Genomic DNA, 21,645 nt, shown 5'->3' on the forward strand with positions numbered 1-21,645 from the left:
CGCCGGTGACGGGCAACGTGCACCGACGTTGCCGCCAGGACGGCGTCGGCCGGCGGGCCTAGTCTGCCGCGTAGCACCCTGTCTGGTAGTCGAGCCCGGGATCGGGTGGCCCACACTGCAGGATCGCGTCCACGGCCGGCCACAGCTCGATGGGCACGTCGTACCCATCGAACATCCAAGGGTCGTCCGCGTCGGGAGTGATCACCTCACGGAGTTGCATGATCTGTTCGCGGCCGATGGGAAACTCGGTGCGCAGGAAATCGTCGACCTTACTGAACCCCTGAAGGACCCACACGGCCCCAAGATCTTCCGAAGACATCCACGGATCGTACCGACATCGCCCCGAGGTGGCCGACCTTCGCCCGCCGCTACGGCTTCGACATCGAGCGGCCGGTCCAGTGGGAGGTGGAGGCGCTGGAGCCGGACGAACTCCAGCGCCTGGTCCTCGCCGCCGTAGACCCGTACATCGACCGCGACATCCTCGCCCGGGAGATTGCCCGCGAGGAGCAGCAACGCCGCGCGCTACGCGCCCGCCGGTCTCCTGCCACCGCACATAGGGGGAACGGCCAGGGCGGCAAGGTCATCGCCTACGAAGGTGCCACCGCTCCGTGGATCCAGCTCGGCCAGAGCGTGACGCCCGCCGCTCCGGGCGACATGACCGGCGACTAGAATCACGACCTCGTCGCGATCGACGCCACCGGCAAGCTGCGCCTCTACACGCCACGGGTACCGGCGCCCTCGGTACGCACAGCATGGGCAACGGCGGCCGGTCGGTATCTTCCGTGGCGCACCGCAGCGACCGGACCGGCGACGCTAAGAAGGACATTGTCCCCCGCGTCGGCGGGGAACTGCGGGTCTACCGGGTCGTCGGCGCCGGCGATGTCACGAAGGACGGCCACCCCGACCTCCTCGTCCAGCACTCCAACAAGCTGTACCTCTACGCGTCCATCGCGATGAGGCGGGCGGCGGTGGGAACTCGATCATGACGGCGCCGGGGATCTCGGAGGCGTAGCGGCGGCCGATGTCCTGGAAGTCGGCGACTTCGAGTGTGCCGATCCCGACCAGGGTGGGGACCGCGACACCTGACAGGTCGCCCCGCACGACGCCCTGCGAGTGCTCCCCGACGACGTCCTGGTTCACAAGCGACGTAACTACGTAGCGATCTTCATCCCTGCCAGAGAGCAAGCCCCACGGACCACAGGTTAAACGGCAAGCTCAGGACACGTCGCTCGACTAAGGGCTGTCCCGGAATCCAGTGCCGGGCTGGAGCGCCGCTACCCCAGAGCGGGAGGTGGCGGCTACTGACCTGACGCTTGCGTTCGACGCCCGCCCCGGGAAGAGTTCCGTCCTGCGGACGTCGTTCGGGGCGGGGCGTGGGAGCAGGGGCAGAGAGATGTGTGAGATGGACGCGGCGGTCAGAGAGGCTGCCGTTGCTCGGTTCCTCCGCGAATATCCGCTGATGGAGCAAGCTGCATGCGACCACCCCGCGCTGCTGGGCTGCGCCGACGTCGACTGGTCGCAGATTCCCGGGTGCCCTGCCGGGGTCCCGGTCCTGCTCCGCGGTCTCTTGGATGAGGTGGCCGGCCCTGCGGCTCTGACCGTGCTGGAGAACGTCCTGATGAACAGTGTTTTCCACGTGAGCGCCGTGATGCCGGCCGTCCTGCCCTTCCTGATCCGCCTGGCAGCCGTCCCTGACATCGCGGTGCGGTCCGGATTGGTCGACTTCCTGGTCGTCGCCGCGGAACTGTCTTCGTCCGTCGACGCCGACGATGAACGCCAGGTGCTGCTGTTCGGCAAGGACTCCGATCACCCGGAACGCGAGTGGTGCAGGGCCGCCTTCGCCGCACACGCGTCCGCCCTGCGCGCGTTGCTGGAGGACGGAACCCTTCCGGACGGACTGATCAGCGCGGATGACCGCGAGTGCCTGCTCAGGGCTGTGGAACCGCAGCGACGTCCTTCCTGACTGCCCGCTGACCGGCACCGCGGCCCGTGAAAAGACCCTGCGGTGTCTGGTGTGATCACGGCGTCGGAGCCGTCCTGGATAGCCCCGTTCACCGGGCTGAGCCCTCGCTGTTTCAGCACGTTGGTGACACAGCTGCGGCGTGAAGGAGCTGACGCGGTCCGCAGGCCGGCCGTGGGGCATGCCGCCGGAGGACCGGGTGCTGTTAGCCACGGCGTACTGGCGCACCAACTTGACGTTACGGCGCTCGCACCACTGTTCGGCGTCTCGAAGTCCGCGGCCAACCGCATCATCAGCCACCGTCAACCGCAAACGCCGCGGCAGTGAGGGCGGCCGGCCCACCGGCTTCGACAGCGAGATCTACAAGCGCCGCAACGAAGTCGAGCGGACGATCAACCGGCTCAAGAACTCCCGGGCTGTCGCCACCCGCTATGACAAGAGGGCCTACGTCTTCCACAGCACCGTCACCACCGCGGCTGTCCGGTTATGGCTCCGAGGCTGAGCCGGCCTGCAGCCTCAGTCCCCGAGGAACCACAGGTACAGGCCCTGTCCGGCGAGAACCACCTGACCCAGCTCGATCAGCTCGCGCGCGAACTCATCAGTCAGCACGCCTGCAGGCAGCCGCGGTACCTCCTCCAACAGGGTCGACACCTGCCGGTGGTTGAAAACGGTGTCCCCATACGGCAGCAGGTGTCCCAGCATCGGGAACACGGCCTGATCAAGACCAGCCAGCTCAGGACCCCAGAGCACACCGTGCTTCGCGCGGGCCTCGATCGTGCCGCTCTCGCCTCGGACATGGAGGTTAATCACGGTCAGACCCTACGGCCTTATGATCCGCCGGACACCCCCTAGCCGCTCGTCGTGCACTTCTCAAGGTGGCCGGCCCGTTCGCGCGGCACACCCCCCGTGGTTGTCAACCTCTGTGCCGGGCCGGGCGGCGTTGAGCGGCCCTTCGGGTGGCGGCTGCCAAGGTGGGGGGCGTGCCTATTCGTCGTGTTCGTGTGGTGGCCGTCTCGGCCGCCGTCGTCGCCATGGCCGCTGTTGCTGGCTGGGATCCGGCTGCTCTCCTTGGCCGGTCGAAGGCGAAAGAGGCGGTTGTCCGTGTCGACCAGTCCGGCTACGTCACGGGCGAGGTCAAGGTCGCCGCGGTCATGGGGGATGAGGAGGCGCTGGCCGGCGCGGGTTTCGTGGTCCCGTAGGGTGACAGGGACGAGAGAAGAGCACGATGGATCCCCGCATACCCCGCCTGCGTCGCAAGCTGGCCGCGATCCCTTTCCAACCCCTGCGCAGTCACTCCTTCGGGGAAGAGAAACACGAGTTTCGCCTCGGTCCGAATCGGCGCAACCGGCGAGATGCGCAGTCGTTGTGAGGGTGGGACGCACACCGCCCCTGGGAATCCATCCGTTCCCCCACGGGTCTCACCAGGGCGGGTGCGCATCCTGACCACCTGCACGTGCAGCGGCCCCTCGTCGGGACTTGACCTGGGGCCGGGGCGCGGCCGCGCATGGCGGCGGCGGGTGGTCAGGCAAACCACCAGCCCGCCTCGGCGGAGCTGCTGATCAGGAAAGATCTCGTGCATAGCGGAACGCCTTCTTCCCAGGCGGGAAGACAGCGATAGGTGCGGTGCCTGCACCCCCCGGCCGACAGCCAGGCCCGGCAAGACGCGGCGATGCACCGAGACGATCACTGTGCCGTGTGAAACCTCAGGCCGCCCCACGCTGTGCACGACGGCGCTACCTCCCGCTGCTGCCCGCGGATAGATTCCAGGCGTCCCCTCCGCAGGAGGGGCAATTCGGGCCGTCGGCCGGCCCGTTAGATGGACAGTCCATTCGCAGTTCTGTCCGCACCGATCCGTTCGGATCATTCACACTTTTCTCACGAGGGGGGACTCGTGCGCAGAAGAAGTGCGCTTCCAGTGTTTGCCATGGTGTCTTTGTCTCTGCTGCTCCCGCAGCAGATGGCCGGGGCGACACCTGCGGCAGCATCACCCGCGGCGGGGTCCGCAGTCGTCGATCCACCGCTGGCCGACGGCCAAGTCCAGCAGGTCGGTCCCGGTGTGTACTCGACGGCGGACAAGTCGTTCGAGATCTACGAAACCGATGTGGCAGTGGGCCTGATGAGCCGCAGTCACACCGTCACCGTTCAGCCGGACGGCGTGTCCAGGCCAGAGTCCGCACCGGTGGCCCGTGCGGACATGGGGATCTTCGGCCCGGGCTGGGAAGCTGAGTTCGTGGGTGGCCAGCTCAACCGCAAGCTGGAGCAGAGCGGCAATACGGCCGTCGTCACCGACCTCACCATGAACGCCGCGGCCACCTACGCTCTGAAGAGCAGCCTCGACTTCCCGGATGGGGGCGGCGTCAGGAAGTACGCGACCCCCGAGGGGGACACCCTCACCGAGACCACCCGGTTCAACGAGGCGACGGGCACGATGGTGTCCACCGCCGTCGAGAGCGCCAACGCGGCCACCTCGCTACCGGACGAGGACCTGTCCGCTGACGCCGATGCGACCGCGCCCAGCAATTTCGCTCAGCTGGCACCGACCTACACCTGGAAGCAGGTGGGGACTGGAGCCAACAGCTGGCGCGTCACCGGGGTTGGTACTGCCGCCAACAGCGCCCTGTCCACGGTCACGTACGACACCGCGGGTCGGGTCGCCACCGTCAAGGACGCCGAGATCGGGGAAACCACCTCCCGGCTCCTGACGGTCAAGTACTCGACCGCCACCACGGCCACCGGCACGACCCCCGGGGAGTTCACGGGCCGAGCCAGGGAGATCACCCTCACCGACGGCGCCACGGTGCAGACCCTCGCTCGGTACTCCTACGACGCCACCGGTCGACTCCGTTCGGTGGCCAACCCGGCCGAGGGAATCGACGCGGCTTCCTCGTATTCCTATGACACCACCGGGCGGGTCTCCGCCGTGGCTTCGCCGGCCAACGGCAACTGGGAGCTGACGTTCCCGGCCGGCTCGGCCTCGCCGAACGTCGAGCCCGTCGGTCCCGCGCGACCGGCTGCGGACGCACCGCTCGAAGGAGCGGGTGGGATCACCGACCCCGCCGCCGGCCCGCTGCCGACGGACTTCATCAACGGAGAGATCACCGACCCGCAGGCCTACCCGCGCCACTGCTCAGCCGCGACGGACTGGCTGTGGTACCTCAAGAGGAACTGTGCAGCGTGGGCTGCGCACTACGGCTGGCACAAGCCGACGTTCAAAACCACGCCGACCAACCACCGGGTCGTGGGCATCAACTACGACGGTTGCAGCACCCCCGGCCCCAACGTCAGCAGGCCGGGCGGCTTCAACTTCCGCACCGCGTGCGACATGCACGACTACGGCTACGGGCTCATCGGCAACACGTACAAGGGCTACTCGTACTACCTCGACCGGAGCAAGAAGTCGAACGTCGAGAACGCTTTCCACACCACGATGAAGACCTACAGCTGCAAGGCGTACTTCATCCTGAGGCGGCCGGGCTGCAACAACTGGGCGTATGCCTACTACAAGGCCGTGAGCAACCAGAGGTGGGGCGGCAACCCGAAGAACGGCGCTGACGCCACGTAAGGGCGCCGACTCTTTCCCACAACGTGCCATACATCAGCCGGACCGGGTGCGGCCGGGCATGACGGGGCCGGGGCGGAACCTCTCCGCCCCGGCCCCACCCCTCCGACCAGCCCGTGCACCATCTCGGCTGCCTCGCTTCGCCACCTCGGCATCGCTGCGATCCGAGTCGGGTCCCACGAGACGAGTCAGGACGCGCCCCGGCCGCCGCGGCATTTCCCTTGCAAACGACGGCCGACTGAACTGGCACAGCCGTGATGACGACGAGGTCCCTCGGCGCTTCGGATCGGTCCGTGCAGCCGCGCCGCTCACTCCCGCGGCAGCTGCGGAGCCACCCTCGGCGGCCATGACCCGATGCCGCCGGCCACATTCTTCCTTCCTGGTGCGAGCTCGCACCCGCCCTATGTTCATGGAGCAGCAAGTGAAAATTCGCATGGGCGGATTGGTCGCCGCCGCAGCAGCGGCCATGGTGATCACCGCGATACCGGTGGGCATCAACCCCCTGTCCGGAACCGCCACCGCCTCCGCCGAGGGCGGCGGACCGGTCGACCCTCCGCTGTTCGACGACACCCAGGACGGCGGGACCGTCCGGGTCAACGTCGTCACCGGCCAGCGGGCCGACCTGGCTTCCGCTGCCGGTGCGGGCGAGACCCTCGTCTCGTACGACACCCTGCCGATGGTCACCCTCCGCGTGGACAGGGCGGGCCTCCAGGAGCTGAACACCAGGCCGGGCGTCATCAGCGTCACCGAGGACGTCCCGGTCCCGCCCACACTGAACGAATCCACCCTCAAGATCGGCGCCGACCAGGCCGTCGCCGCAGGCAAGACTGGCGCCGGCACCGCCGTCGCGATCCTCGACACCGGCGTGGCCGTCAACCACCCGTTCCTCTCGGGCCGCGTGAGGACCGAAGCGTGCTTCTCCGTCAATGACGCGGAGTCGGGCGTCTCGAGTCTGTGCCCCAACGGTTCCGACCAGCAGGACGGCGCCGGCAGCGCCGACGCCGACAGCGGCCCGTGCGTCACCACGGGCATCGACTGCTCTCACGGAACCCACGTCGCCGGGATCGCCGCCGGCAACGGAGCCGGCATTGGCGGGGCACCGCGGCACGGTGTCGCGCCCGGTGCGGACATCATCGCCGTCCAGGTGTTCTCCAAGTTCGACTCCGACGACTTCTGCGGAGCGGGGATGAGCCCCTGCGTGCTCAGCTACACCAGCTCCCAGATCAAAGGTCTGGAGAAGGTCCTCGCGCTGAAGAAGGCAGGGACCAACGTCGTCGCGGCCAACCTGAGCCTGGGCGGCGGGCACTACACAACCCCCTGCGGCCAGGACTTGCGTACGGTCGTCGTGGACACCCTGCGTGCCGCTGGCGTTGCCACGGTCGTGGCCGCCGGCAACAGCGGTCACACCGCTGCCGTCAACGCTCCCGGCTGCGTTCCCTCCGCGATCACGGTCGGCTCGACCACCGACGACGATCAACTCTCCGCTTTCTCCAACCGCGGACCGCTGCTGGACCTCCTCGCCCCCGGCACGAGCATCATCTCCTCGCTTCCCGGCGGCGGCTACGGTTCGAGAAACGGCACCTCCATGGCCGCCCCCCACGTCGCCGGGGCCCTCGCAGTGCTGAAGCAGACCTACCCCGCGAAGAGCATCGACCAACTCGAAACGATCCTCAAGAACGACGGCAAGGCCATCGCCTACGAAGGCGCCACCACTCCGCGAATCCAGCTCGGCCAGAGCGTGACGCCCGCCGCTCCCGGCGACATGACCGGCGACAAGAAGCCCGACCTCGTCGCGATCGACGACACCGGCAAGCTGCGCCTCTACCCCGGCACGGGTACCGGCGCCCTCGGTGCGCACAGCATTATTGGCACCGGCGGCTGGTCGGGATCTTCCGTGACGCACCGTGGCGACTGGACCGGCGACGCCAAGGAGGACATCGTCGCCCGCGTCGGCGGGGAACTGCGGGTCTACCCCAACCGGGGCGACGGTACGCTCGGCGCGCATATCAAGATCGGTAGCGGGCTTCCCACCACCGCCCAGGTCGTCGGCGCCGGCGATGTCACGAAGGACGGCCACCCCGACCTCCTCGTTCAGCACTCCAACAAGCTGTACCTCTACGCAGGTGCTGCGGGGCCCGCGCCGTCCGTCGCCGCCCCCGTCATCATCGGCACGTCCGGGTGGGACGTCATGGACCTCACCGCCCCTGGTGACGCCGACCACGACGGCCGCGTCGACCTGCTCGCCCGCGACACCCGGGACGGCATCCTCTACCACTACCTCGGCCAGCCCGACGGAAAGACATTCAGCGACCGCACGGAGTACGGCCGCGGGTACACCAACGCTTTCCGGCCGCTGATCGCCGGCGCCGCCGACGCCAATCGAGACGGCATCGCCGACATGTGGGCCACCGCCGCCGACGGCACCCTGAAGTTCTACAAGGGCGACACCTCCATCCACGGCCCGGTCGACGGCCCGAGCATCCAGGTCGGCAGCGGCGGCTGGGGCGCCATCAAGTCCATCAGCTGACCCGGCCCCTCGCGGCTGCACGACGTTCCCAGGCGGCCAGGAGAGCCACCCACGCTTCCGGCCGGGAGCGCGGACAGAATGCATGTCGGCGTGGGCCGCCGCCACCCGGTGGTGGCCCACGCGCCGCCAGCTGTCGAAGACAGCCACCCATGTGATGTCCGGCGATGAGCGGTGTCCGACGACTCGCCATCCCTCACGAAGGGACGGCTGCCCGCCACGGTTCGCTGCCGCCATCCAGATCCAGGACGACGCCCCGGTGCCGGACGCGTACGCGGTCGGTGAGGAGTCACGGGGCAGCACGGTGCCCGACACGCGGTCGTCGCCCGCCCGCAACTGGGTCAGGCCGACCGACCCATTGCCCGGACACCGTCGCCTGGACGGTGATACTGCCGCGTGGGACGTGGCCGCAGTCTGTCCGCGACGGCGCGATCATCGAACCTTGACCGCCCTGGTCAGACTGTTCCCGGGGCCGCCGACTGCTTCGCACCGTCAGCAGGCTCGGGTGCCGCCCGGGGGCTGGAGCTGAACTGCTCGCCGATGTTGTTCCACATGAAGCCGTCCTGCCAGTTCGGCTTCGCGGCTGCACAGCCGAACACTGCCACGAGGACCTTCTCCTGGGAAACGGTCATGGTCTGGAAGTGCTGCTCGGCCCCGCCGTCCCGGTATTCGAGCTGGTAGGCGTTGTTCTCACGCAGCAGGACCTGGATGTACCAGCTGCCGGGCAGTTCCTCGTCCACCCGCTCCACGATCAGGTGGGCGTTGCCCCGCCGCAGGTTGGCCAGCATCGCTCCGATGGCGGGCTTGGTGGCGCGCTTCACCACGTGGCCGAGTTCGTTGGTCGCTATCAGCATGGCCGGATCATCCAACAGGGGACTGACACCGCCTCGTGAGGCTCGGACCTGGGCGGTCAAGGTTCGATGGCACGAACGGTGCAGTGGTCCAACTTCAGTGGCAATCGGTCAAGGATCGGTGGCACACGACAGCCTGGCTGACACGCATCACCGCACCCGCTCTCGCGTCCCGAAGTCCCGCGAGGTTAAATCCAAGGTTAAGAAGTGCCGGAATCTGAGGTTAAGACACGCTAGGGTTGGCCTATGCCAACCGAGGATGAGCTGTTCGCGGCCGTGGATGCCCTGCTGACCGGTGAGCCCGAGATGCCGCAGCCGGCCGAGCGGGCCCGGCTGCGCGAGGCGGCCGGTGTCACCCAGGCGCGTCTCGCCCAGGTCCTGCAGACCACGACACAGTCGGTGAAGAACTGGGAAGCGGGCCGTTCCGAGCCGCGCCCGCCGCGCCGTCAGGCGTATCAGCGGCTGCTGGATGGCTGGGCCGCCCAGCAGCCCACCCGCCCGAACACGCCCGTGCCCGCCGCGCTCTCCGGCACGCCCGCTCCGGCCGCTCCGTCAGCGGAGCCCGTCAGCCCGGCCGTTGCCGAGGTCCCGATCCGTCCGGCGGCTTCGTCACGGCGCCCGGCCGCGAAGGAGGCTGCCAAGCCCGCCACCAACCCGGCCGATCCCCGCTTTGCCCACGGTCCGCTCGCCGTCCTCGACGGCGACGGCAACGCGTACGCCGTGAACGGCATCGTGGTGGACTGCCCGGCCACCACGGTGGTCGAGCTGGTGGAGTGGACGCTGAAGGAGTCCGGTCTGGGCGCCGCGCGGCTGAACCGCAGCGGCAAGGACTCCGACCCCCTGATCGTGCTCACCGCCTCCGCTGCCGTGAAGCTAGGCCTTCCCGAGCGGCTGGAGGGGCGGGAGGAGCGGCGCTCGCTGCGCTTGGCGGAGGACCACCCGGTGGTGAAGCAGATCGCCAGGGCGAAGTGGCAGCTCACGCAGCGCGGTTTCGGCCCGTGGCCGCGGATCTACCGCAAGGCCCAGGGGAGCGCGCGGCAGTGCGTGCAGCTCGCGGTCCTGTCCTGGGATGCCCTCGACACCCGCTCCTGGCCGGGTGTCGCCGACATGGCTCCGGCTGACATTGCCCGCGTCCTCGGCGCGTACGCGCAGCGGGTCATCACCCCCCGCGGCTCCACCGCCGTGTCCGGGCTGGAGCTGATGACCGCGCTGCGCCCGCCCACCCGGGCCGTGCAGGAGAACGGCACCTGGGTGTCGGGCCACAACCCGGGCAGCCTCGGATCGGAGCCGATGGACCCGGCGCCGCCGGAGGCGATCGCCGAACACCCCGTCGTGGTGAACTCCGGCTGGACGGGCGGCTTCCTGAACGAGGAGGCGTACCAGTGGGTCCGCGACCCCGGCCTCCTCTCGGACGAGGAGTGCCTGCTGCCGTACGCGGTGGGCCTGGACCTGAACACGGCGTTCCTCGCGGCCGCGGCGCGACTGACGGTGGGCCTGTCGGCGCCGGACCACTTCCACCGGCCGGTGTTCAACAAGAAGATCCCCGGCTCCTGACTGGCCGACCTCTCCCACATCGATCTCGATCCGCGTCTGCCGTCGCCGTTCACCCCGGACGGCACCCGGCCGACGGGCCCGGCCTGGTACCAGACCCACACCCTGGCCTACGCCGAGGAACTCGGGCACGAGGTCCACCCGATCGAGGCCTACCTGCGCCGGGAGACCGGCGCCTACCTCGACCCGTGGCACGACCGGCTCAAGACCGCGTACGTCGACACCCTGGCCGACCTCGGCGTCACCGGACCTCACCGAGGCCGAGTTCCTGGCGGCGATGGAGCACCACAAGCAGGCCGACCCCGCGATGGCCGCCGTCCTCGCGGCGATCAAGGCGACGGTCAAGGGCGGTATCGGCAAGCTCCGCGAACGGCCCCAGGGCCGCACCTACCGCGACGGCGACCCCTGGCCCGCCATGCAGCGCCCGACCTGGCGCCCCGACATCCGCGCGGCCGTGATCTCGAAGGCGCGGGTCAACATGCACCGCAAGCTCGCCAACATGGTGAAGCTGACCGGCCTGTACCCCCTCGCCGTGCTCTCCGACTGCGTCGTCTACCCGTCCCCGGGCGCCTCGCCGCTGGACTTCCTGCCGTACGCGGCGTCGGGCAAGCCGCTGATGGGCGGCTTCCGCCTCGGCCCCACCCCCGGCCTCGCCAAGCTGGAGGGCGTGCAGCAGTTGGCGTGGGCGGTGGACCTGATGGAGAAGGGTCTGAACCCCGCCCGCCACATCAAGGGCGGCGACGCTGTCCTCGACGACGGCGAATAGCATCGAGCCGTGGCCTCCGCGACCGGAGGCCACGGCTGACAGACCGCTCACCGTGTACGACTCGGACACCTGTCAGGAGCGCTGAACCGCTGTGGGAGAGATCGAGGACGCCATCCTCCGCGCCGACCAGGAGGCTTTCACCAAGGACCCACCCAAGACCCTGAAGGGCCAGATCAACTTCCTGCTCAAGCAGCTTAAGACCACCCGCGCGGTCGCAGCCGAACTCGGCGTCAGCCAGCGGTCCGTCGAGCGCTACCGCAAGGGCGACCGCAAGACCCCGCCCCAGCCTGTCGCCACCCGCATCGAGGCGGCCGTACGCGCCCGCTGGCAGCCCGTCGTACGCGGCCGCCGCCGCAAGGAAGCCGCCACCAGCACCGGCATCACCGTCGAGACCCGCGCCCGCTTCGGCTACACCGCCCCCGTCGGCACCACCGACGACGGCCGCGTACGCCGCCTCACCGTCCACCTCCCGCCCGCCTACGCCCAGCGCCTGTTCGACGCCCGCGCCCGAGGCGCCGACGACCGTGATCTGCGCGGGATCGTCGCCGAGGGCTTGCAGGAGATCTACTTCAAGGACGGCGGCACCCGAGCAGACGAACTCCGAGTCGAGTTCACCGACATCGACTACTTCGACGTCTCCTTCTGACACCCGCCACCAGGCCCGCCCCGGTAGAACCGCACCCGGACCATGAGCACCTGTCCGGGTGCGGCTCACACCCATGTCCGCACGTCAACACCGGGCCTGCCTCGGGAAAAGGGTGCAATGGTGCTGCGGGGAGTTGCTCTCGGACGGGCCGCTCCCGGCCCCCGTGGCGCTGTCGACCGCGGGCAGGAACCCGGCCGCTGTCACACATAGCTGGTCACCGCCCCGGTCGACAGCATCCACCCGGCCCCGGCCCAACGACCGCATTCACGGCCGAGGGTGAACTCAGCTTCCCTGGCTATGCCAGGCGCTTCTTCGGAGCGGGTCGGGCGTCGAGGAGCGCCCACCAGGCGTGGCCGTCGTGGTCGGTATGGGCGCCGCACGCGTCCACGGTGCGCAGCACCGCCACCCCCGCCGGCACGGCTCCCGCCGCGTCCTGCTCACGGGTCTGGTGGTTGAGAGCCATGACGAGAATCTTGTCGTCCTGGTCGGCGAGGTGGACGCTGAGGCGCTTCCCGCCGGCCGCCACGGCCGTGTGGACCAGTCCGTGGACTGTCTTGAGGAAGTCGTGCTCATCCAGCAGCGGGTAGTCCCACGCGGCGACGGCGAGCGCTGCCTGCGCGGCGGCCTTCTTCGCCGCCCAGCGGTCCGCGCGAAACGCGCGGGCGGGTCAACGCGCGCTACCGGCGCTCGGTCAACGCCTGCGGGCACTTCCCGAACGAGACCGCCGCCCTCAAGCAGCTCTACCTCACCACCCTCGCCCTCGACCCCACCGGGAAGAGCCGCAAGCGGTGGACCAGCCGCTGGAAAGAGGCGATGAACGCGTTCGACATCGCCTTCGACGGCCGCCTCTCCGCCGAACGAGTGTGAGCCAACCAGACCAACGAGAAACCTCTACGCCAACCGAGTGGTGAACACCGCTTTCGTGGCTCTGTCTCACTTCCGGTGGTGACGGAAAGGCATGGCAAGAAGGCCTGTTGAGCCGAGCAGGCGCCCGTGTCAGACCCCTGTCCGTGTCAGACCCCTGTCCGTGTCTTCGGCGGGCACAGAGCCAAGGCATCGACCTTCCACTTGGCCTGCGTTAATCGCCGCTAGTAACGATCACCACGCCCCGTTACCACCGGAAGTGAGCCAGAGCCGCTTTCGTGATACTTCCCCCGGCGTCGAACGGACGATCGGACAGAGGAGGGGCCGATGCTCGGTGGGGGCTGACCGATTGGGTAGCGTGTGCGAACTGGGGGCTGTCGAGTCGGGCGCCCTCGGAGAACGGGGGCACTTCATGGGACTGGCCGAGGAGATATCCGCCGTGCGCAGCGTATCGGGGCATTCGGGCCGCTTGCTGGGGGAATTTCGCCGCGCCGCACTGCTGGTGCCGCTGTCGGAGGGTGATGGCGGCGGGCTGATGTCGGGGTGGCAGGGCGGTGTGCGCTGGATTTACGCGTTCACGGACGAGGAGGCTCTGGCCCGTTTCGCGGTGGCGCGCGGTGCTGATGCTGGTGCGCGTGAGTGGGAGTACCTCTCGATCCTGGGGGCCCGTCTCGTCGACGCGGTGATCCCTACGGTCGAGGGTCCGACCGGTGTGGCCGTCGATGTCGCTGATGAAGACGGTTCGATGCTGTTCCCGCCGGTCGTGGGCATCGTTCCGGACGCGTATGCCGTGGATGCAGGGCCCGACCGTGCGGAAGCCGTCTGATGGCCGGCGATGCGGACCTTGAGGTTTCGCCGGCTGCGGTCAAGAACATCCAGGACGGTCTGCGCAGGGCCGTCGCCGAGCTGCGCGAGTCCGGGGATGCGGCCGGCGCCTCGATGGGCGCCGGTTTCAGTGATCTGTCGATGACGGGGATGGAGGCCGGACACGCGGGTCTGGCCACCGACTTCGAGGACTTCTGTGAGCGCTGGGAGTGGGGCGTGCGCAGTCTGGTGCAGAACGCGAGCGCTCTGGCCGGGAACCTGGGGATCGCGGCGGGCACGGTGTGGGAGGAAGAGCACTACATGCAGGGGGCGTTCAAGGTGGTCGCCAATGCCGCGTACGGCAATCCGCATGCGAGTGAGGACGAGATCGAGCAGAAGAGCTGGGACGACATCTGGCGTGCGGATGTCTACAAGCCGGACTACAGCGATGAGTCCTTCGAGAAGAGCGACGCGGACATCAAGCAGACCTGGTCGGACACGGGCGACAAGCTGACTTCCAGCGGGAAGATCGGATCGCTGAAGGATCTGCTGGACCAGGCCGGCGGGGGCGGTAACTGATGGGCTGGAGGGACTTCGTACCGGACTCGGCGGAAGACTGGGTCGAGGACCGGGCCGAGGACCTCGGCGACGCGGTCGAGTGGGGCGGTGACAAGGTCGCCGGCGCGGCAGAGAAGGTGGGCCTGGACGAGGCGGGCGACTGGGTCCGTGACAAGAGCCGATCGGCCGCCAACCAGCTCGGCTCGGACGTCTCCGAGCTGGAGCTCGGACAGACCGAGGACCCGAACAAGCTGGTCTACGGCAGCGTGTCGAAGATCCGCGCGCAGGTCTCGCACCTCAGTGACTTCGAGCTCTCGTTCACACTCGTTGGCAACGGCCTGAAGGCCCTGGAAGGCGACGGCCTGAAGGGCGCGTCGGCGAACGCGTTCCGGGACGCGATAGCCAAGGAGCCGCCGCGCTGGTTCAAGGCGGCCGAGGCCTTCGGCAAGGCCGCCGACGCGATCAACCGGTTCGCGGACACCGTGGAGTGGGCACAGGGCCAGGCCAAGGAGGCCCTGGAGGAGTACAACAGGGCCAAGAAGGTCTCTCAGGACGCGCGCACCGCCTACAACAAGTCGATCATCGACTACAAGGCGGCGGTGAAGGCCGAGAAGGACACGCTGCCGCCGCGGCCGGCCGACGACTTCACCGACCCCGCCGATCCGCTGTTCAAGGCGGCCGACGACAAGCTCCAGACCGCGCGCACCCAGCGCAACGAGGTCGCGGAGACGGCCCGTACGGCGGTCCGCGCGGCCCGCGACGCCGCCCCGCCCAAGCCCTCGTACGCCGAACAGCTCAAAGACGGCATGGACTACCTGGAGATCGCGGAAACCCACCTGGCCGGGGGCGTCCTCAAGGGAACGGCGGGCCTCGCCAACTTCGTCCGGGCAGTCACCCCGTTCGACCCGTACAACCTCACCCACCCCGCCGAGTACCGGACCAACCTCAACTCGACGGTCGCCGGCCTGCTCGTGGCGGTCAACGACCCCATAGGCACGGGCAAGCAGATGCTCGACGACTTCATGAAGGACCCCACCGAAGGCGTCGGCAAATTCCTCCCGGAACTCGCCGGCACCAAGGGCCTCGGCGCCGGGAAGAAGGCCGGCACGGCCGCGAAGCACCTGGACGACCTGGACGGCCCGGGCGGCAAGGAGACGGACGGCCCGGGCCGCAAGGAGACGGACGGGAAAGGACCGCACCACGGCGAGCGGCCCGACCCGGACAAGGCCAGTGAGGGCACCGACCCCGTCGACCTCGCCACCGGCCGGATGTACCTCCCGCAGACGGACGTGGTCCTGCCCGGCACGTTCCCGTTCGCGTTCACGCGCCGTGCGGAGTCCGGCTACCGGGCGGGCCGCTGGTTCGGCCCCACCTGGTCCTCCACGATCGACCAGCACTTGGAGATCGACGCCAAGGGCGTCGTCCTGGTCTCCGAGGACGGCCTCCTCGTCGGCTATCCGCATCCCGCGCCCGGTGTGCCCGTACTGCCGGTGTCGGCCTCGGCCCCGCGCCACCCGCTGGCACGCACCCCTGACGGCGACTGGACGCTGACGGACCCGCTGACGGGTGCCGTCCGCCGCTTCGTCCCGCCGGCCGACGGCGCCGAGAACGGCATCGCGCCGATCGCCCAGTTCGAGGATCCGAACGGCAACCACGTCGTCTTCGAGTACGACGAGCACGGCACGCCGCTGGGGCTCACCCACTCGGGCGGCTACCGGCTGCACTTCGAGACCGAAGGCGGCCGGATTACGGCCCTGCACCTGTCCGGCGGCGGCCGCGTCCTCGCGTACGGCTACACCGACGGGAACCTGACCGAGGTCACCAACTCCTCCGGTCTGCCTCTGCGGTTCGCCTACGACGACCGCGCCCGCATCACCTCCTGGACGGATACGAACGAGCGCCGCTATGAGTACGCCTACGACGACCTCGACCGGTGTGTCGCCGAGGCCGGCGAGGCGGGCCACATCGCCCTCACCTTCCGCTACGACGACGTGGACCCGCAGACCCGCCACCGGGTGACGCGTGTGACCACCGCCGCAGGTCATACCCGCCAGTACCTGATCGACGACCGGTACCGGGTGGTGGCCGAGACCGACCCGCTCGGCGCGGTCACCCGGTACCAGTACGACAGCGGCGGCCGGCGGACCGCGCTCACCGATCCGCTCGGCCACACCACCCGCAGCACCTTCGACGACACGGGCCGCATGGTCTCCTACGTCCGGCCCGACGGCAGGGAGGCCCGCGCCGAGTACAACGACCTCGGCCGGCCGGTCAAGGTCGTCGCCGTGGACGGATCGGTCGTCCACCAGACCTACGACGAGCGCGGAAACCGCACCGCGGTCAGCCGCCCCGACGGGACGGTCACCCACTTCGGCTACGACGAGAGCGGCCACCTCACCACCGTCACCGACCCCCGCGGGGCGGTCACGCGGATCCGCACCGACCGGGCCGGGCTGCCGCTCGCCGTCACCGACCGGCTCGGCGCCACCACCACGTACGAGCGGGACGCCTTCGGGCGGGTCACGGCGGTCACCGACCCCCTGGGAGCGGTCACCCGCATGGAATGGACGGTGGAGGGCAAGCCGCTGCACCGGACGGACCCGGACGGCCGGCGCCGCTCGTGGACGTATGACGGCGAGGGGAACTGCCTGACCCGTACGGACGGCCCCGACGGCGGCGGGGTGCACTTCGAGTACACCCACTTCGACCTGCTCGCCGCCCGGACCGACGCGGACGGCACGCGCCACGCATACACATACGACGCCGAGCTGCGGCTGACCGGGGTCCGCAACCCGCAGGGCATGACCTGGGAGTACACCTACGACCCGGCGGGCCGGCTCATCCGGGAGACCGACTTCGACGGCCGTGTGCTCGACTACGCCTACGACCCGGCGGGCCGGCTCGTCACCCGCACCGACGCCCTCGGGCAGCGGATCACGTACGAGCGCGACGCCTTGGGGCGCACCGTCCGCAAGGACGCGGGCGGCACGGTGACGACGTACGAGTACGACGTCTTCGACCGGCTCGCCGTCGCGGTGTGCGGGGACAGCGTGCTGACCCGGCTGCGGGACCGGGCGGGCCGCATCCTCCAGGAGACGGTCGACGGCCGCACCCTCACCTACACCTACGACGCCATGGGGCGCCGCACCGGCCGAACCACCCCCACGGGCGCCGTCGCCGCCTGGGCGTACGACGCCGCAGGCCGCTACGACGCCCTGACCACGTCCGGCCGCCGGATCGGCTTCACGCACGACGCGGCGGGCCAGGAGCTCAGCCGTACCTACGGCGACGCCGTCGCCCTCGACCAGGCGTGGGACGAGACCGGCCGGCTGGTGGAGCAGCGGCTCACGGGCGCAGGACAGGGGGTGGTGCAGCGCCGCGGCTACACCTACCGGTCCGACGGGGTCCTGACCGGCGTCGACGATCTGTTGGCCGGCCCGCGCAGCTTCGACCTCGACCCGCGCGGCCGGGTGACGGCGGTGCACGCCGGTAACTGGACCGAGCGCTACGCCTACGACGACGTGGGCAACCAGACCTCCGCGTACTGGCCCGGCGCCCATCCCGGAGGCGGGGAAGCCACCGGACCGCGCACCTACGAGGGCACCCGGCTGATCGGCGCGGGCCGGGTCCGCCACGAGTACGACGTCCTCGGCCGGGTCGTGCTCCGCCAGAAGGCCCGGCTCTCGCGCAAGCCCGACACCTGGCGCTACGAGTGGGACGCCGAGGACCGAATTACGGCCGTCACCACCCCGGACGGGACGCGCTGGCGGTACACGTACGACCCGCTGGGACGGCGGACGGCGAAGGAACGGATGACGCCCGACGGCCTGGAGGTGGCCGAGCGCACGGTCTTCACCTGGGACGGCACCGTGCTGTGCGAGCAGCGGACCGCCGCCGCGGCGCAGGAGGCCGGCGGGATCGCCGTGACCTGGGACCACCGCGGCCTGCAGCCGCTCGCGCAGACGGAGCGGATCCTGGGCGCCAGCCAGGAGGTGGTGGACGAGCGGTTCTACGCCATCGTCACCGACCTGGTGGGCGCACCCGCCGAACTCGTCGACGAGCGCGGCGGACTGGCCTGGCGCAGCCGCTCCACACTGTGGGGATCCACGGCCTGGAACCGGGACGCCACGGCCTACACGCCGCTGCGCTTCCCCGGCCAGTACTTTGACGCCGAATCAGGCCTGCACCACAACTACTTCCGCACGTACGACCCCGAGACCGCCCGCTACCTGAGCCCGGACCCGCTGGGCCTGGCGGCGGCCCCCAACCCGGTGGCGTACGTCGCCAACCCCCACGGGTGGTGCGACCCCTTCGGGCTGGCCCCGTACTCGGACAGCACCCGGGCGGCGCAGGGCGTCGACCACCAGCTCAACGAGGCGGAGAGCGGCAAGGACAACCACTACCTGCAGGGCATCGGGAAAGACGAGGTGAAACTGGAGAAGTACCTGCGGGGCCATCTGCAATCGCCGGCCAACTACGTCGACAGCGACACGGGGGCGCGGATCATCATCGACAAGACCCTGGACCCGTCCAGGCCGGTGGCCATCATCCGCCAGGACCATATGATCCACGCGTACCACATCGAGCCGGAGGACCTCTCCAACTACATCACTCCGCGGGACGGCAAGGACACCGCGAAGTGGCGGACCCCGAAGGGGGACGAAGTGAATGAGTAGCCGCAGCGGTATCCCCCGCGATCCTGCACCCGGCTGGCCGGGCTACCACGCCGAGCCGTCCTACGACCCCGGCCAGAGCCGGGTCTTCCCGGCCCCGCTGCCGGCGGAGCTGCGGGCGCTCGGCAACGACGTCCGGGCGGCCGACTGGCCGGTGCGGCTCGCCTTCCGCAACTCCCGGACCGAGCTGCTCGACACGCTCTGCCGCTGGCAGACCCTGCGCGCGCTGGCGTACGTGCACCTGCTGGCCGCCCGCACGGGGGACGAGCGGCTGCCGGCCGACCTGAGGGTGGTTCCCGACCCGGAGGCGGTCGGCGAGCCGGGCCTGCCCGCGCTGCTGGCGAGGCTGGAGCATGCCGCCGCCGGCCTCCCGGCGGACCTGCTGGACGCGGTCGTCTGCGACAGCGGCGGGCTGCTCGCCGACAATCGGTTCGCGGCATCGGTGCTGGCCGCCGGGCTCACCGCCGATTCCCGGCCGGGGGACCCGGACAAGGCGGTCTCCCGCGCCGTGGTGCTCACCAGCTACTGGTACGAGGTCCCCGGGCTGCGCGGCGCGCTGGCCCTGGCGTGGAGCGCGAACCTGTTTGTCCGCTCCTGGCTGGGGTGGTCCCAGCGGTTCGTGTACGGCGACCCGGCGGGAGGCCTCGGCATCACCTCCGACCCCCGCCCGCCCCGCCCGGCGGCGTCCGCCCTCCCGAAGTGGGCGGAGCCCCTGCTGGACCGCATCGAGCAGGGTCCGGGGGCAGCCTCGTGACCTGGGCCGACTTCGTCGTGACCTCCCGGTACTCGTCGGCGACCGCTAGAAGTTCTTCGGCCGTCCGCCCGGGAGCGTCTCGCCACCACGGCGCCACGAGGCACAGCCGCACCAGCTCCGGCAGCCCGAGTGCGAGTGGGCCAGGCTCGTCGTGTACGGCGCGAAGGGCTTGTCGTTAAGATGCCGGCAGATCAACGTCTGGACCCGAGGCAGGGTCCAGCGTTCGTCTTCATAGCTGTGCCGTGCGCCGACGGGCCCTTGCCGAGTTCCTCCTCGAGCACGGCGAACTGTTCGTCGGTGATGGTCGGGGCGTTCGCCGGACCCGCTGACCGCAAGCCCTCCATGCCGTCCTCGCGCCAGGCGACCGGACAGGATTGGCAACCCCGCATGAACGCTGCCGATCAAGCTAGGGTCCGGGTAGCCCGTGCCGATATGGCGTGCTCGGGTGAGCCCGGGGCCCAGAGCGCTCTGGGGGCAGCAGTACCCCCGGGCCGCCCCCACCCCTACTGCCGCCCGTGTTGCTGGTGTCCGGCGTGACCCGGCGGCGTTGGGCAGGGCATGGAGATGGTGGAGCGGTTGCCGTTCGGGATGCGGACCGCGGTCGAGGCGACGTACGTCCGGTGCGCCCTGTGCGGCGCGTTCGGTGAGCTGGTCCTGGACAGCGGACGGCTGGACGAGGCGCTGGCCCGCGCCCGAGATCACGTCCGCGAGACGCATCCGGGCGCGGACATCCCCGAGGCGCTCCGGCTCGTGCCCGATGTCGCCTTCCCGCCGGACGGCTGCCGCGACGTTGTCGAGTGGGTCGAGCAGTACAACGCCCGGAACACGCTGCCGGTCCCTGGCCCGCGATAGCTGCGCCGGCTGGCGCCGCCGTCGGCCGCTCAGGCGGCTGGAGCGGGCGTGTGCTGTGGGATTCCGTGGGGCGGGGCCCCGCCGGTGCTGTTGCCGGGAAGAGGTGGGTGGCCGGGCCCTTGTTCCGGGAGCCGCGGCGGGTGCTGTACGGCTCCCTGGTGGGCGTCTGTCCGGCCGTGGACGAGGTAAACCGGGGCCGCGCTGCGGGCGCAGACGGGATGGGCTCAGGTGTGGACGCGGCTGTTGGTGCCGTCGTGGTGGTCGGCGTTTTCGTCGTCGAACTAGACGAGTAAGTCCGAAGTGTTGGTCAGTGGTCGTAGGCGACGAGTGATCGGGTGATGGATGTTCCGTTGGCCCGGTTGTGCCAGATGGCTGCGGTCAGGGCCAGGATGCGTTGTCCGACGCGGGCCAGGACCCCAGATGGGGTTCTGGCTCCGTGACGTTCGAGGTCGAGTTGGCCTTTGAGGGTGTCGTTCACCGACTCGATGAGCTGCCGGATCGGTTTGAGCAGGTGCTCGCCCGGCCGTGGCTTGCGGTTGCGGTAGCTGGGCCGCAGCAGGGTCAGGCCGTGGTCGGCCATGAAGGCGTCCAGGTGCTTGGAGACGTAGCCCTTGTCGCCGACGATGGTCTGCCCGGGGTGGGTGGCCAGCAGGTCGATGTCCTGGGTGAGCATGCCGGCGAGGACTTCACGCTCGTCCGTTGTCGGGTTGGCCAGCGCCCAGGCAATGGGCAGGCCGCCGGGTGTGCAGAGCAGGTGCAGACGCAAGCCCCAGAAGAACCGTGAGTGCGAGGCGCAGTAGCCGTAACCGGCCCAGCCCGCCAGTTGCGAGCGTTTGACCGTCGGCCGTGAGCGGGCGCACTCCACGGGGGTGGAGTCCACGATCCATACGTCGTCGTGCCACAGGTCGGTGTCGCGGGCCAGAGTGCGGATGAACCGGCTGATCAGCGTGTTGGCGGCCCGCAGGCGCTTGTTGTAGCCGGACTGCTCGGGCAGGTAGGGGAAAGTCGGCGCTCAGGTGGCGGCGGGCGAACCGAAGCCAGCGGGTCTCGGAGGCGAAGCCGAGGACGGCCTGCATGACCGCGAGCGTCAACAGCTCGGCATCCGTCAGCCTCGGCGGACGGCCCCATCGCCGCGTTCCTGCCAGAGAGTCATCAATCCTCACGTACAGTGCAGTCGCGAGGGTTTCGAGATCTGTCGTCACAAACGGATCAACGAGACCCTCGCTTCATGCGCCCGAAGACTTCGGACTTACTCGTCTAGAGCATGGCTCCCGGCCGTCCAC

16 protein-coding genes and 7 pseudogenes are annotated in these 21,645 nt (G+C 69.7%); 17 read left to right on the forward strand and 6 right to left on the reverse strand.

From position 1 onward, the window contains the following. Positions 1 to 58: 58 nt before the first annotated feature. Entirely contained in the window at positions 59 to 319 is a 261-nt protein-coding gene (locus BSL84_RS34325; protein WP_045322885.1) for a DUF7683 domain-containing protein, read from the reverse strand. A gap of 86 nt (positions 320 to 405) precedes the next feature. Between BSL84_RS34325 and BSL84_RS37370 the strand changes: the two genes are divergently transcribed. The 5 genes and pseudogenes from BSL84_RS37370 to BSL84_RS35125 all read left to right on the forward strand — a co-directional run. Continuing rightward, positions 406 to 669 carry a hypothetical protein gene (locus BSL84_RS37370; protein WP_045322884.1) on the forward strand — a complete coding sequence of 88 codons (264 nt, stop codon included), beginning with the start codon at positions 406 to 408 and terminating at the stop codon, positions 667 to 669. 113 nt (positions 670 to 782) lie between these two features. After that, complete coding sequence (locus BSL84_RS34335; RefSeq protein ID WP_075969493.1) at positions 783 to 986, forward strand: hypothetical protein; 204 nt, start codon at positions 783 to 785, stop codon at positions 984 to 986. Between the two features lie 416 nt (positions 987 to 1,402). Further along, positions 1,403 to 1,963, forward strand: coding sequence for a hypothetical protein (locus BSL84_RS34340; RefSeq protein ID WP_159393485.1), 561 nt, complete (start codon positions 1,403 to 1,405; stop codon positions 1,961 to 1,963). 42 nt (positions 1,964 to 2,005) lie between these two features. Next, positions 2,006 to 2,284 (forward strand): annotated as a pseudogene (locus tag BSL84_RS35120) (helix-turn-helix domain-containing protein); the annotation flags it as partial. Then, positions 2,265 to 2,462 (forward strand): annotated as a pseudogene (locus BSL84_RS35125) (IS5/IS1182 family transposase); the annotation flags it as partial. The pseudogenes BSL84_RS35120 and BSL84_RS35125, both read left to right, overlap by 20 nt. 14 nt (positions 2,463 to 2,476) lie before the next feature. Here the strand turns inward: BSL84_RS35125 and BSL84_RS34350 are convergent. Continuing rightward, positions 2,477 to 2,770 (reverse strand): hypothetical protein, encoded by a 294-nt coding sequence (locus BSL84_RS34350; protein WP_075969491.1) that lies wholly within the window; start codon positions 2,768 to 2,770, stop codon positions 2,477 to 2,479. A 170-nt stretch (positions 2,771 to 2,940) separates the two neighbouring features. Here BSL84_RS34350 and BSL84_RS34355 point away from each other — a divergent pair, with 170 nt between their 5' ends. The 4 genes and pseudogenes from BSL84_RS34355 to BSL84_RS37380 all read left to right on the forward strand — a co-directional run bounded on the left by BSL84_RS34355 (position 2,941) and on the right by BSL84_RS37380 (position 8,046). Further along, the gene (locus tag BSL84_RS34355) at positions 2,941 to 3,159 is read left to right on the forward strand and encodes a hypothetical protein (protein ID WP_159393484.1); all 219 of its coding nucleotides are present in this window, start codon (positions 2,941 to 2,943) and stop codon (positions 3,157 to 3,159) included. Positions 3,160 to 3,185: 26 nt separating this feature from the next. Next, positions 3,186 to 3,293 (forward strand): annotated as a pseudogene (locus BSL84_RS37375) (SMI1/KNR4 family protein); the annotation flags it as partial. Positions 3,294 to 3,884: 591 nt separating this feature from the next. Beyond that, complete coding sequence (locus BSL84_RS34365; protein WP_159393483.1) at positions 3,885 to 5,522, forward strand: phospholipase A2; 1,638 nt, start codon at positions 3,885 to 3,887, stop codon at positions 5,520 to 5,522. A gap of 418 nt (positions 5,523 to 5,940) precedes the next feature. Then, on the forward strand, positions 5,941 to 8,046 hold the full coding sequence (locus BSL84_RS37380; protein ID WP_234363379.1) for a S8 family serine peptidase: 2,106 nt from the start codon (positions 5,941 to 5,943) through the stop codon (positions 8,044 to 8,046). Between the two features lie 452 nt (positions 8,047 to 8,498). On the opposite strand, the gene BSL84_RS34375 is transcribed toward BSL84_RS37380, so the two are convergent. Beyond that, the gene (locus BSL84_RS34375) at positions 8,499 to 8,897 is read right to left on the reverse strand and encodes a hypothetical protein (RefSeq protein ID WP_075969487.1); all 399 of its coding nucleotides are present in this window, start codon (positions 8,895 to 8,897) and stop codon (positions 8,499 to 8,501) included. Between the two features lie 243 nt (positions 8,898 to 9,140). Here BSL84_RS34375 and tap point away from each other — a divergent pair. Together tap and tpg are read left to right on the forward strand one after the other, a co-directional pair. Beyond that, a pseudogene (gene tap, locus BSL84_RS34380) lies at positions 9,141 to 11,211 on the forward strand (telomere-associated protein Tap). A 91-nt stretch (positions 11,212 to 11,302) separates the two neighbouring features. Further along, positions 11,303 to 11,857, forward strand: coding sequence for a telomere-protecting terminal protein Tpg (gene tpg, locus BSL84_RS34385; protein ID WP_075969486.1), 555 nt, complete (start codon positions 11,303 to 11,305; stop codon positions 11,855 to 11,857). Between the two features lie 295 nt (positions 11,858 to 12,152). On the opposite strand, the gene BSL84_RS34390 is transcribed toward tpg, so the two are convergent. Next, a complete protein-coding gene (locus BSL84_RS34390) occupies positions 12,153 to 12,383 on the reverse strand; it encodes a hypothetical protein (protein WP_079273053.1) in 231 nt (76 codons plus the stop codon). A 140-nt stretch (positions 12,384 to 12,523) separates the two neighbouring features. On the opposite strand from BSL84_RS34390, the pseudogene BSL84_RS37385 reads away from it, so the two are divergent. The 5 genes and pseudogenes from BSL84_RS37385 to BSL84_RS34415 all read left to right on the forward strand — a co-directional run. Beyond that, positions 12,524 to 12,724, forward strand: a pseudogene (locus BSL84_RS37385) (IS256 family transposase); the annotation flags it as partial. Between the two features lie 409 nt (positions 12,725 to 13,133). After that, on the forward strand, positions 13,134 to 13,547 hold the full coding sequence (locus BSL84_RS34400; protein WP_075971905.1) for a hypothetical protein: 414 nt from the start codon (positions 13,134 to 13,136) through the stop codon (positions 13,545 to 13,547). Continuing rightward, positions 13,547 to 14,104 (forward strand): hypothetical protein, encoded by a 558-nt coding sequence (locus tag BSL84_RS34405; RefSeq protein ID WP_075969484.1) that lies wholly within the window; start codon positions 13,547 to 13,549, stop codon positions 14,102 to 14,104. Before BSL84_RS34400 ends, BSL84_RS34405 begins: the two co-directional genes overlap by 1 nt. Continuing rightward, positions 14,104 to 18,759, forward strand: coding sequence for a putative T7SS-secreted protein (locus BSL84_RS34410; protein ID WP_075969483.1), 4,656 nt, complete (start codon positions 14,104 to 14,106; stop codon positions 18,757 to 18,759). The genes BSL84_RS34405 and BSL84_RS34410 overlap by 1 nt, the downstream gene beginning before the upstream one ends. Beyond that, entirely contained in the window at positions 18,752 to 19,510 is a 759-nt protein-coding gene (locus BSL84_RS34415) for a hypothetical protein (RefSeq protein ID WP_075969482.1), read from the forward strand. The genes BSL84_RS34410 and BSL84_RS34415 overlap by 8 nt, the downstream gene beginning before the upstream one ends. Positions 19,511 to 19,687: 177 nt before the next feature. Here the strand turns inward: BSL84_RS34415 and BSL84_RS37885 are convergent. After that, positions 19,688 to 19,872 (reverse strand): annotated as a pseudogene (locus BSL84_RS37885) (IS630 family transposase); the annotation flags it as partial. Between the two features lie 196 nt (positions 19,873 to 20,068). Here BSL84_RS37885 and BSL84_RS34430 point away from each other — a divergent pair. Then, on the forward strand, positions 20,069 to 20,362 hold the full coding sequence (locus BSL84_RS34430; protein ID WP_075969480.1) for a hypothetical protein: 294 nt from the start codon (positions 20,069 to 20,071) through the stop codon (positions 20,360 to 20,362). A 307-nt stretch (positions 20,363 to 20,669) separates the two neighbouring features. Here the strand turns inward: BSL84_RS34430 and BSL84_RS34440 are convergent. Continuing rightward, a pseudogene (locus BSL84_RS34440) lies at positions 20,670 to 21,564 on the reverse strand (IS982 family transposase). Positions 21,565 to 21,645: the final 81 nt, after the last annotated feature.

The sequence above is a fragment of the Streptomyces sp. TN58 genome (genome assembly GCF_001941845.1).
Classification (GTDB): Bacteria; Actinomycetota; Actinomycetes; order Streptomycetales; family Streptomycetaceae; genus Streptomyces.